At 50.3% G+C, this 11,887-nt stretch carries 13 protein-coding genes; 4 read left to right on the forward strand and 9 right to left on the reverse strand.

The genetic code is table 11. The features are described from left to right. Positions 1-113: 113 nt before the first annotated feature. A complete protein-coding gene (gene yhdJ / locus R6U67_RS13310) occupies positions 114-692 on the forward strand; it encodes an adenine-specific DNA-methyltransferase (protein ID WP_410252998.1) in 579 nt (192 codons plus the stop codon). A gap of 286 nt (positions 693-978) precedes the next feature. Here yhdJ and R6U67_RS13315 read toward each other — a convergent pair whose 3' ends face one another. The 6 genes from R6U67_RS13315 to R6U67_RS13340 all read right to left on the reverse strand — a co-directional run bounded on the left by R6U67_RS13315 (position 979) and on the right by R6U67_RS13340 (position 5,259). After that, on the reverse strand, positions 979-1,200 hold the full coding sequence (locus R6U67_RS13315) for a DUF433 domain-containing protein (protein WP_410252999.1): 222 nt from the start codon (positions 1,198-1,200) through the stop codon (positions 979-981). A gap of 198 nt (positions 1,201-1,398) precedes the next feature. Then, positions 1,399-1,674: a hypothetical protein gene (locus R6U67_RS13320; protein ID WP_410253000.1), complete on the reverse strand. Its 276-nt coding sequence runs from the start codon at positions 1,672-1,674 to the stop codon at positions 1,399-1,401. Between the two features lie 204 nt (positions 1,675-1,878). Continuing rightward, the gene (locus R6U67_RS13325) at positions 1,879-2,268 is read right to left on the reverse strand and encodes a type II toxin-antitoxin system VapC family toxin (protein ID WP_410253001.1); all 390 of its coding nucleotides are present in this window, start codon (positions 2,266-2,268) and stop codon (positions 1,879-1,881) included. Positions 2,269-2,278: 10 nt separating this feature from the next. Continuing rightward, positions 2,279-2,572 carry a hypothetical protein gene (locus R6U67_RS13330; RefSeq protein ID WP_410253002.1) on the reverse strand — a complete coding sequence of 98 codons (294 nt, stop codon included), beginning with the start codon at positions 2,570-2,572 and terminating at the stop codon, positions 2,279-2,281. Between the two features lie 124 nt (positions 2,573-2,696). Beyond that, the gene (locus tag R6U67_RS13335; protein WP_410253003.1) at positions 2,697-3,605 is read right to left on the reverse strand and encodes a hypothetical protein; all 909 of its coding nucleotides are present in this window, start codon (positions 3,603-3,605) and stop codon (positions 2,697-2,699) included. A gap of 448 nt (positions 3,606-4,053) precedes the next feature. After that, the gene (locus R6U67_RS13340) at positions 4,054-5,259 is read right to left on the reverse strand and encodes a phosphoglycerate kinase (RefSeq protein ID WP_410253004.1); all 1,206 of its coding nucleotides are present in this window, start codon (positions 5,257-5,259) and stop codon (positions 4,054-4,056) included. A 286-nt stretch (positions 5,260-5,545) separates the two neighbouring features. Between R6U67_RS13340 and R6U67_RS13345 the strand changes: the two genes are divergently transcribed. Genes R6U67_RS13345 through R6U67_RS13355 form a run of 3 tightly spaced genes read left to right on the forward strand, consistent with a single transcriptional unit; the run spans position 5,546 to position 7,601 of the window. After that, positions 5,546-5,950, forward strand: a complete 405-nt coding sequence (locus R6U67_RS13345) for a universal stress protein (protein ID WP_087711674.1) — start codon at positions 5,546-5,548, stop codon at positions 5,948-5,950. Further along, positions 5,950-6,822 (forward strand): ribosome biogenesis GTPase YlqF, encoded by an 873-nt coding sequence (gene ylqF / locus R6U67_RS13350; protein ID WP_410253005.1) that lies wholly within the window; start codon positions 5,950-5,952, stop codon positions 6,820-6,822. The genes R6U67_RS13345 and ylqF overlap by 1 nt, the downstream gene beginning before the upstream one ends. Continuing rightward, positions 6,822-7,601 (forward strand): peroxiredoxin-like family protein, encoded by a 780-nt coding sequence (locus R6U67_RS13355; RefSeq protein ID WP_410253006.1) that lies wholly within the window; start codon positions 6,822-6,824, stop codon positions 7,599-7,601. The genes ylqF and R6U67_RS13355 overlap by 1 nt, the downstream gene beginning before the upstream one ends. A gap of 62 nt (positions 7,602-7,663) precedes the next feature. Here R6U67_RS13355 and R6U67_RS13360 read toward each other — a convergent pair whose 3' ends face one another. From R6U67_RS13360 to R6U67_RS13370, 3 genes are all read right to left on the reverse strand, one after another. Continuing rightward, complete coding sequence (locus R6U67_RS13360) at positions 7,664-9,685, reverse strand: elongation factor G (protein ID WP_410253007.1); 2,022 nt, start codon at positions 9,683-9,685, stop codon at positions 7,664-7,666. 188 nt (positions 9,686-9,873) lie between these two features. Then, positions 9,874-10,110: a hypothetical protein gene (locus R6U67_RS13365; RefSeq protein WP_410253008.1), complete on the reverse strand. Its 237-nt coding sequence runs from the start codon at positions 10,108-10,110 to the stop codon at positions 9,874-9,876. A gap of 57 nt (positions 10,111-10,167) precedes the next feature. Then, positions 10,168-11,887 (reverse strand): FAD-dependent oxidoreductase (locus R6U67_RS13370; protein WP_410253009.1); only part of this gene is annotated, 1,720 nt, incomplete at its 5' end.

Here is an 11,887-nt window from a genome sequence, read left to right on the forward strand (position 1 = left end):
TTGCTGTAGGGGCATAACCCACCCCTACCCCTCCCAGGAGGGGAAATTTTTCGCCCCTACAATTTTGTATCAAATGCAACAAATCACACCGTATATCCTGAAGACCCGAAAAAATGGCAATCCTGAGTCGAATTATCTGGCATTATGACAGTTCTGGATTACAAGCCAAAAAATATTTTGGGTCTCTATACGAGCCAATTTTACATTGTGTCAAAGACCCCAAAAATTATGTTTTTAACTCTGACTCTATAAAAGTGGAGGCGAAAACAGGAGCAAAACGCAAGCTGATTGATTATAGGAAAGCTGTTCCGACTCAGTATAGCTCAACAAAAGTTCCGGGAAATGTCTGGTATTTTCCTCGTGTTCGCTATCGAATGGCAGAATATGAAAACCATCCCTCACAAAAACCTGAATCATTACTAAATCGTATGATTTTGGCAAGTAGTCATGAGGGAAGTCTAATTTTAGATCCATTTGCAGGGACATTTACTTGTGGTGCGGTGGCGAAGCAATTAGGAAGACTCTCGATTAGTATCGAGTCACAAGATACCTATGTTGATATTGGGTTGAGACGAGTTTTTGGCTGGAGTGAGTATAAGGGGAAAATACTATCCCCGCCTGCTAAAAATTATCAGCCTAAACCTAAAAAAACTAACAACAACTCTGAGTTTATTCAGGGGAGCTTTTTCTAATGTCTATTATCGAACATGGTTTCACTAGCACTAAAGTTTTGACATGATCGGAATTAGGATACAAGTCGATTATTTTCGAAATAATTCGGTCAGAAAGGTTCTCATCCAATAAGAGTTTCACAGCGTTACCACGAATAATTTTTTTGGGTCTTCAGGATATACGGTGTAATTTGTTGCATTTGATACAAAATTGTAGGGGCGAAAAATTTCCCCTCCTGGGAGGGGTAGGGGTGGGTTATGCCCCTACAACAACGGATGTAATCTGCCATAAATTCTCCTTATCACCCTAAACCCAGAAGACCCATTTTTTTTCACGGTCAGCTGCAAAACTAAGACAGGCTTTAATATCTTCTGAGGTAAGTTCTGAGAAATCTTCTAAAATTTCTGCTTCAGTCATTTCACCTACTAGATATTCTAAAATATCATAGACGGTAATTCGCATTCCTCTAATGCATGGCTTGCCACTGCGTTTTCCAGGCTCAATTGTAATGATGTTTTGGTAGTCCATAATGTTGACGTCAATAAAAAGCTTTAGTTTATGATATCGTTGACAACAAGAAAATGATGCATTTTAGACGGTTCTTCTGGGTTGAAGGTGATAATAAAAATTTATGGCAGATTACATCCGTTGCCGTAGGGGAACCCACCCCTGCCCCTCCCAGGAGGGGATTTTTCGGCTCTACAATTTTGTAGACCATGCAACAAATTAAACTCTATATCCAGAAGACCCTTTTAGACCATCGTCCACGGTAATGTCCCAGACGGAAACTTCTTCTTGGAACTCTGGATCATTCGCCTGATCTATATAAGCAGCTTCTAGCTCTTTCATAAAAGTTCTTTCCTTCTCTTGCAAAAGAATATCATTGATAAAACGACTGCGATTTCTTGCGAGTCGATCCACAAAATCTAGAACTTCGTCGTCTAAGGTTATGCTGACTTTCTTACTCATTGCCGTAAGCTGCCTGCGATAGTCTGGCAGCATCAGTTTATCAGACCAGCCAATCTTACCCTATCTGTCAATGAAGCCGCCCTGAAACCCTTGAATGACTAAGTATGTATCAGAGGGCAACTGCCAGGTCTCAAAGCCGATTTGGGGACTTTTGGCGCTTCCAGGCACAATGTGGATCTCAGCGCCCTCCCTTTGGAGTTCAGGCGGGTAAAGTCCACCTGAATCTCCAAGATTAAGTTAGATGAGCCGCAAATTGGGAATGTCTAGAAAATCCTTGCTGTTGTGAGTGACTAGCGGTAGGTCGTGGCGTAGAGCCGTTGCTGCAATCCAAGCATCTTGGGGTGAAATGGCTCGTCCTACGCTTTGGCGGGCAGCGCGAACCTGCGCCCATGTTTTGCAAAGTGGTTGATCGACCGGAATTACAAGGTAATTCGACAAATAGTGTTCTAACTGTGCAAAACGGCGATCGCCCCACTGACGTAAGAGTGCCCATTGAAACATCTCAGCAACACTCATAAATGATAATGCTAATTCTTGACCACTTAAAATCGGCTGGTAGGGGGCGGCATAGTCACTGCCTTTTAAGATAAAGGAGGCGACATCTGTATCGAGCAGGATAAGACTCATAGATTCTGGGCTAAGTTACGTCTTGTCGCTGCTGTTGCAGGAAGTTCAGGAACTCCTCAATCGAGTCTTCTTCCGGCCAAAAGTCAGCAGCCAGATCCTTAAGATTATCAACAGTGCTTGGGGTTTGGGTGGTGCGTAACTGCCCGAGGGAGATGCCTTGCCAAAACTGTACATTGAGGAGTTCCAGTTGGGTTGGGGAGTTTTCAGCGAAATCGTCTTGGATCAGGATTTGCAGTAGTTGCTGGCGCTCTGCGGATGAGAGTTCCCCGATGGCGGCGATCGCAGCTTCAAGTTTTGCAGTCATCGTTCAGCCTCATGATAACTTGGTTCTAGGCTATCTCAATTTTAGGAAAAATAAATCAGGTGTAACTTATCTTGATGTGACAAGTGTGCAACAGTAGAAAACCGTTCATAAAAATCCTCAAACATTATAAAAAATATTGCAATAATTTCATCTGAAGTTCAGCCAAGGTGTTGACCTCCAGGGTGTCGGGAGATGTAAATTCACTAAGGTGTTTTTTGTGTTGAGGATTTACTTTTTCCAAGACACGCTTATTGACACTTTCTAGAATACGCATATTGACTTCAGCTAAATCTTCTATAGTTAATTTATCTCGATCATTATCTGGATTCGGGGTTTGTTGAGATGAATTGGAAAATCGCCAAATATTATCGTCAAAACCAAACCATTTTGTGCAAATTTCATGATTTTGCTCTTCAAAGTATTCTAAAATTTCACGTCTTTGAGATGGCTTTAGATAACGGTGATGTTCCCATTCGCGTTTGGAATTGGTGGATTGAAGTAAACTGCGAACTCTAGATCGCTCCGACTCACTGATTCGCCCTTCATCCCTGGCTTTGTTGACAGAGTTCATGATTTTCAAGGCAGAACCGCTGATACTATTGTTGGCAAAAGGAACATTAAAATCAAGTGAATGAATATCATTCAATCCTACAATTGAAAGAAAATCATGAATAACATTTCCATCTTTTAACTTATCCTTCATATAGGGTCTTACAATTAAGTTGGATTCTCCGAAAGCGTCCGCGTAGGCATTAATAACTTTTAAGTAGTTTATATTTTGGAAAGAAAAGTCTCTCCAGAACTGGTGAAAATCAGAAGAAGTAGTTCCCGCTTGGATTCTCTGTGTGTACCATGATTCATAAAAAGAATCTTGGCGTCGAAGATAGACCAAAACTTTAACATCAAATTCTCTGAGAAAATACTTTAGTGATTTTGCTAAAAAGTTACTGTACTTATATCCAGTATCGGGGCGACTGCTGAATCCTTCGTCGCTAAGCAACAATATTTTGTGCTTACGTAATACTAATTCCAATAAAATTTTAGAATTTTCATCTAAAAATCTAACACTGAAATTTCGATTTTCATAATCATCTATTAATTTGCTTCGTATCGGCGGACTTTCAATCCAAAAGAAACCTTGTATACCAATACTTTACATATTTTTTCGACAAAAATTTTGGATAGCAGTACTTCCAGTTTTGTGCGTTCCAATATGCAGAAATGCCTTGATTGTATTCATTAGTTTATTATGTCAAAAAAATGTGAAAGACCTGAGTTAACATTGGGGTGATTGCTTGAGTTAAGTTTACTCTGTATTAGGGCGAACACAAGGGTACGCCCCTACGAAAGAATCAACTGAATTTATGTTATTAAGCCTTCAGAAAACATGGTTACTTTACTGATTTGAGGAAACATGTCAACCCTGAAGATGATAGTCAGAGTTGACATCCACCTCAAATCGGAGGGTTTAGGTTACAACATTAAGCGTCGTCGAGGGCAGCAATCCCCGGCAGAACCTTCCCTTCGAGGAGTTCTAAACTGGCACCGCCTCCGGTGGAAATGTGGCTCATTTTCTCAGCCACACCCACTTTCTCAACTGCGGCCACCGAGTCACCCCCACCAATAATCGTGATGGTTCCTTTCTCCGTTAAACCGGCTAGAGTTTGCGCGATCGCCTCAGTCCCTTTCGCGAACTTATCAAACTCAAACACGCCCATCGGACCATTCCAAATCACCGATTTGCACTGTTCCAACGCCGCTTGGAACGTTTTAATGGAATCAGGACCAATATCTAACCCCATCCAACCATCAGGAATCGACTCAACGGCAACCGTTTGGTCATTGGCATCGGGGGCGAAGTTGTCCGCCAGAACCACATCGGTGGGTAGCAATAACTCAACCCCCCGTTCCTTGGCTTTAGCTTCGAGGGACTTAGCCAACTCCAGTTTGTCTTCTTCCACCAAAGACTTGCCAACATTCAAGCCTCGGGCTTTATAGAAGGTGAAAATCATACCGCCGCCGATGAACAGCTTGTCCACCTTCTCTAACAGCGTATCAATCACCCCAATTTTACTGGAGACTTTCGAGCCACCCACGATCGCCGCCAAAGGACGTTGGGGATTCTCAATCGCATTTTGCAGGAATTGCAGTTCCTTCTCAATCAGATAACCCGCCACACAGGTCTCCACATACTTCGTCACCCCTTCCGTCGAGGCGTGGGCGCGGTGGGCGGTTCCGAAGGCATCATTGACATAGACATCGGCTAACTCTCCGAGTTGTTTGGCAAACTCAGGATCATTGGCTTCTTCCCCAGCATAGAAGCGGGCGTTCTCTAACAGCAAGACATCCCCATCGGCGAGACTATCTACAGCCGCTTTCACCCCATCGCCGACGCAATCATCGCACTTGGTGACCTTTTTCCCCAGCAAGTCCGAGAGACGCACCCCAACCGGAGTCAGACGCATCGACTCATTCACCTGGCCTTTGGGGCGGCCGAAGTGACTGATGAGGATGACTTTGGCCCCTTTACCCGTCAAGTCGAGAATTGTGGGGAGGGCAGCGCGAATCCGGGTATCATCGGTGATTTTACCCGTATCATCGAGGGGAACGTTGAAATCCGCACGGACGAGGACACGCTTACCGGATAACTCGGCAGAGGACAAATTGGCGACAGTTTTCTTAGACACGTATTATCTCCTAAATTCTTAACGGCTCATTCTCGACGGCTAGACATGACCGTAGGCCTCGATGCCGTTGGGTGTCGAGGCTGACCTTGAGACTTCGAACCGAGACAATTCTACCAAAGGGTTGTCCGTCTCAGGAGGCGATCGCCCCAGGGATAGCTTGCAAACTGTAAAGTCCGGGGAGCGATCGCCGGATAATCTGAGACAATTGGGCCTAGGGGTGGATCGACCCTATCCCCAAACTCGGGATACTCACCCCGACCAATCGGGTTCACAACAAGAGATGACCATGTTTAAGAGTGTATTATTCCCGGTCGATGGTAGCCGCGAATCCCGTGAGGCGGCCGTCGTTGTCGCCGATATCGTCAAAACCTATCAAGCCAAACTCACCATTCTCTCCGTGGTGGAACCCCCCGAAGAGGGACAACCCCCCAGTGCCAGTAACTCCCCTGAAGCGATCGCCAATCTCCTCAAAAGCGCCCAGGAGGTGTTCGCCCAGCAAGGCATTGAAGCCGAGGCCATCGAACGACAAGGGAAAGCCGCCTTCACCATCTGCGATGTCGCCGATGAACTCGAAATGGACTTAATCGTCATGGGGAGTCGTGGCACTGGGTTAACCGATGAAGGGGCCGCCGAAAGCGTCACCAATCTGACGATTAACCTCTCTCCCTGCGCCGTGTTGGTGGTTCCCTAATGGCAGCAATTCAATGGTACCCGGGCCATATCGCCCGGGCTGAACGACAACTCAAAGAACAACTCAACCGCGTCGATGTGGTGTTAGAGGTTCGCGATGCCCGCATTCCTCTGGCCACCCATCATCCTCAGTTAGAAGGCTGGTTGAAAGACAAGGCTCGTGTCTTGGTTCTCAATCGTATGGATATGATTTCTCCGGCGGTTCAGGAGGCTTGGGAGGCGTGGTTTCGCGATCGCGGCGAGATTCCCTATTTCACCGATGCCCGCCAGGGAAAAGGCGTGTCTCAGGTGGCCCGGGCCGCAGAAACGGCCGGTTCTGGAGTCAACGAACGCCGCATCGCACGGGGAATGCGCCCTCGCCCCATTCGGGCCGTGGTGATTGGCTTCCCCAATGTGGGCAAATCCGCCCTCATTAACCGCCTCTTGCGCCGTAAAATCGTCGAAAGTGCTAGACGGGCCGGCGTAACGCGCCAGTTGCGCTGGGTGCGCTTGAGCGATCGCCCCGGTAAATCCGCCAACCTGGAAATTCTCGACGCGCCGGGGATTATTCCTTGGCGCTTGGATAATCAGGAGAATGCCGTCAAACTCGCCATTTGTGAGGATATCGGCGAAGCCTCCTATGATAATCAGCGAGTGGCGGCGATGATGGTGGATTTGATGACTCAGTTACCGGAGTTAGCCGGCCAACAGGCCCCCTCGGAACTGCTGCGCGATCGCTATCACCTCGATCCCCAGGCGATAACGGGGGAGTCTTATCTGACTCAATTAGGGGGCGATCGCCATCAAGGAGATATCGAACGGGCCGCCTGTGAACTCCTCAACGACTTCCGCAAAGGAACCCTCGGCAAAATTCCCTTAGAATTGCCTGACTGATGACACTCTATCAAGACTTCGCCCAAAGCCAACGCCAGCGCGTCAGTGATGGCCAGACAGTGGGCCTTCTCGATGATTGCCCCCAAACGGCCCGGCGCTTGGTTTTACTGTTCTCCCAACTGGGGGACTTTGATAGTTTGGAATATGCCTGGTGGCTACAACGAGAGGGCGATCGCTTGCAGCAGTTGAACATCACGGTTCGGGCCGTAGGAATTGGCGATCGCGCCTCAGGAAAACAGTTTTGTGACTATACCGGCTTTCCCCCCGAGGCCCTGTTTGTCGATGAAACCGCCGAACTCCACCGCCAACTCAATCTCTACCCGGGCCTAACCCTCGATATTCCCGGACTGAAACCCGGCCAGCAAGCATGGTTAAACCTCATGTTGATGTGTGCCGGAATCAAAAGCCCTGGAACCTTAGCGGAGGTGTTTCGGGGCTATCGGGGCGATCGCAACGCCCCCCAACTCATTGACGACGACGACACCATCAAAGCGCCCCCGCTACCGCCCCTGAAAGGCTCCTTTTTCCAATGGGCTGGCGGACAAGGGCATCAGCGGCCCTTTGAGTTGGCCACCCTACGCCTACGCAACATGGCGCAAGTTTTGGGAAACTGGAACACCTATGTTCCCAACGCCGCCTATCTCACCCAACGAGGCGCAACCTTTCTCTTTACCCCTCAAGGAGAACTCATTTATCAGCATCGCGATCGCGGGATTCTTGGGTTTGCCGCCAACCCCAGTCGCCCCCTGAGTTTTCTAGACTCACTCCCATCGGAATGAAGGGCAAGGGATTCAGACACTCGGTATCTTGGCAGACACCGGGTGTCGGGATGAGGGGGAGTCTAGCCCTCCTGCTGAGTGAGAACCCGTTTAGCCAACTTATCAGGGACCGGTTCGAGGCGATCGTACTGCCAACGATAGGTTCCCACCCCCATCGTGGCCGATCGCAACTCCACAATCAGATTCTGCATTTGAGCCTGAGGGAAATAAGCCGAGATTTTATCCCAACCGGGCCAGCCCTCATAGCCCTCATAGCCAAGAATCTGACCGCGATTGGTGCTAATCACCTGTAACACCTTAGAAGTGGACTCACTAGGGCTATAAATCTCCACCGACAAAATGGGTTCGAGGAGCGTCGGTTGACATTGAACCATGCCCGTTTGCATCGCCACCCGGGCCGCCTGTTTAAAGGCCTGTTCCGAACTATCGACACTATGATAAGACCCATTCGTCAGCGTCACCGCCACATCCACCACCGGGAAGCCTAACGGTCCCTGGGCCAAATACTCCCGCACTCCCGTTTCCACCCCTGGGATATATTGCCGGGGAACCGCCCCACCGACAATGGTTTCACGAAACCGGAACCCCTCACCGCGAGGGAGTGGCGCAATATCCAAATAGACATCGCCGAACTGGCCATGACCGCCACTTTGGTGTTTATAGCGACCGTGAACCGACTCCACCGCCTGACGCACCGTTTCTTTGTACTGAATCTTGGGCGGCTGTCCCGTCATGGGCAAGTTATACTTACGCCGCAGCCGATCGAGGGCCACCTGAAGATGAATCTCACCCTGGCCCCAGAGCAGAATTTCATGGGTATCTCGTTGTTGTTCCCACGTGAGGGCGGGATCTTCTTCGACGAGTTTCGTTAACGCCCCACTGACTTTCACCTCATCTTGGCGATTCTCCGGGGTAATGGCCAAGCCATACACCGCCGGACGTTGTTCAGCCCGAGGTAACTCCACCGTTCCCTCGGGGCTGAGGGTATCCCCAGTTTGCACCTCATCGAGTCGCCCCAGGGCCACAATTTCACCAATGTGAGCCGTTTGCACGCTCTTCTGTTCACTTCCCATGAGACGATACACGCCCCCGACGCGGGTTCCATTGAGGGTCATTCCCTCATTTAAGGTTCCATTCCAAACCCGAACCAGGGACTGTTTTCCCCCCTGGGCGCTGTAATAGGTTTTCAGAACTTGGGCGATGACCTGATTAGACCCAGCTTTGACGCCCCGGCGTTTGGCGGTTTCACTGGGGTCTGGGGTTTCTTTGGCCAACGCATCGAGAAGATGACGCACGCCATAATCTTCTGTGGCGACGCCGAGAAAGACAGGAACAATGAGATCGGCGCTCAGTTCCATTTTCATGTCTTTGATGATCTCGGCCTGGGAGGGGTCGATATCTTCTAGGATTTCTTCGAGGAGGCGATCGTCAAAATCCGCCAGTCCCTCTAACATCTCTTGACGGGCGAGCTGTTCCTCGGCTTTTAAGTCATCGGGGAGGGGAATGGGATCGGAGGGGGCGCCAGGATGGAATTGAAAGGCTTGTTCGCTAACTAAATCAATAAATCCCGTCACGTTGTCCCCTTTGTAAATGGGGTATTGATGAGGAATCAGGGGACGAGAGGAGATCGATCCGAGAGCTTGCAAAATTTCACTAAAGCTAGAACTCGGGCGATCCATCTTGTTAATAAACAAGAGATGGGGAATCTGCCAGTCATCGAGAAGCTTAAACAGCGGCGCGAGGGTTAAGACCCGGCTGACATCGGGTTCACAGACAATCACGGCGGCCCCGACGCCAATTAGGGCGTTGGCGGTTTCTTGGCTGAACTCAATCGAACCCGGACAATCGAGGAGGGTGAATTGAATATCTCCATGCTGAGTGTAGGCGCTTGACACCTCGACACTCATGTTACGCTGTTGGGCTTCGGGGGTATTGTCCCCAATTGTGGTTCCATCGCCAACGCTTCCTTTACGGGAAATGGCCCCAGTCACTGAGAGGATACTTTCGAGGAGAGTCGTTTTCCCACTCAGGTAGGGGCCAACAAGGGCAATATTACGCCAGGCGGAGGATTGGGTCGGGGTCATAGTATCGAGGTATCGAGTAAAGGAGACCGTTTCATTTGATTATGGAATGGTCTCCCCTCGGAGTCCTCGATTGTTTAGAAAACTTTTAGAAACTCCGGGCTGATTCGGCGATCGCCAGATCGGCCCGGATTGTCACGCGGCTGGAGTGGGCGATCGCCCCAGGATGTGGATCAACGGCTGACTCTTAACTAACTCTCCACGCCGGTGAAGGATTCTCCCATTTCATATCCATTATCATTAGGCCCGAAGCGCCGACGGCCACTGCCGCGATGGGGTTGCACTTCATCTTTTTGTTCAGTTTGAGCTGACAGAAAACCGCGATAGGCGACAGAATCAAACTCAGTCGATTTTGAGGGCTGGCTGAAGCTGGCGAAGGAAGACCCTAAGCCCAGAAGCAAAGCGGACAGAACCAAAGAACTACGCATAATCGGAAGAAGCTGTTTCAGGTACTTAGTTCCTGTTACAGATTTCCGATAGGGCGATCAGGAGGAAATTCCCTCAAGTCGTAACCAGTGTCCAGAGGGGTTGAAATATCCCCAACCGGACAGGTGATGATGGTCAGGGTAACGTTGTAACTGTCGCTCAACCGTTGGATGCAGGGTGACTAGGGTCCAGGAGCGATCGCCGATCTGAATCTGATAGTCTTGATCTCCGAGTCGCTCAACTCGCCCTGATATCGTCTGGGCCTGAGGATCTCGCCGCATCACCGCCGGTTCAGCGGGATGATATCCTGTGGCGGGATAGTCCTGTGGCTGATTGAGATAATAGCGTTGCCAATGTCGCCAATCGGGGTCATCGGGAAGGGAGTCAAATAGGGGAATGACCGCAGCGGGGGCCTGTTTATCGCTCAGTAAGGCCTCTTGCAACAGACGTACGGGTAACTCTCGCGGTTGACAACGATGCTGGATACAGAGGGCGGCTGCGAGTCCGGCGGCTTGGCCGATATTCATGACCAGCGGTTGCAAGCGAGTACAGCCATTGGCAATGTGGGAGACGGAGATGTTTTTCTCACAGGCCAAGAGGCCATCCATCGCCTGGGGGATTAGACAGCGATAGGGAAGGGCAAAGGGAGTTCCGGTCCAGCGGCCTCCCCAGCGTAGGGATTTGGGTTTAACCGGAAAGGACCAATCGGGATAGTGATGGTCGTTGGCATAATTGCCGATGGCGATCGCCTCAACCCCCTGTTCTGCGATCGGCAAAGGGGCCACTTGTCCCCCTAACTGGGGCAAAATATCTTGCTCACAGACCGTTGTTAGCCCCAGCAAGCGGCGACTTTCGCGAAAATAGGGATGAAGGGCGAAACCTGAGGCAGCCTGGGGAAATAGCCCTTCAGCGAAGCCATAGCGCCGGCCCAGTCGCCGTTGTAGGAAACGGGCAAAGCTCTGAGTCCGCCATTGGGCTTCTTGTAAACAGTCGCGCCGGGCTTGGGGGGATTCGATCAGTCGTTGCAGATTTATGCCATAGTCGTTGCCCTTGTGGGGCCAGTTGAGCATGAGGCGATCGCCTGGCAGTCGGCCATAGTTGAGGAAGCGTTCTAAGCCATGATTCTCCCAAGCGCCGAGAAAGTCTGAGGCTGAATCCTCGGGAGGGGCGGCAATTTCCGGGGCCACGGCTCCCTCGCCATAGTCTTGCAAGACACCCACCCAGGTCATGGCCTGGACAGGATAGCGGGCTGTATTGGGATTGGGGGTTTCTGGGGCGCTGGGTTCGTTGAACTGCGATCGCCAGTCCCACCCCCAGCGATGGGGAATCTCGGCTAAGGCCAACAAATCCCCGAGTTCTGTACCGTCGAGAATAATCTCGGCACTCACATCACAGTGGTCAAAGGCGACGGCCCGAACGCGATCGTTCTCGACGGTCACGGCTTGGGGGGTTTGTCCACAAATCCAATGCAAGTTAGGCAATGCGTCAACCCAATCTTGAAAAATTTGCGCCCCAATGGCCGGGTTAAAGGTAAAGAAACTCACCCAACCCCAATCGAGGCCACCGGGTTGACGGCGTTGCAGTTCTCGCAAAAATTGCCCCCAGAGTCCCGTTTGCAGGGCTAAGAGTTCGTTCCCGTCGGGGGCGCTGACTCCGGCCGCCGTGAGCATTCCCCCCAGCCAGGGAAATTCACTGACGAGGAGGGTGTTTACTCCTTGTCGCGCGGCTTGGATTGCAGCGGCACAAGCCGAAGTCCAAGGTGGTGATCTACGACACCAA

This window comes from Sodalinema sp., from assembly GCF_046483825.1.
Classification (GTDB): Bacteria; Cyanobacteriota; Cyanobacteriia; order Cyanobacteriales; family Geitlerinemataceae; genus Sodalinema.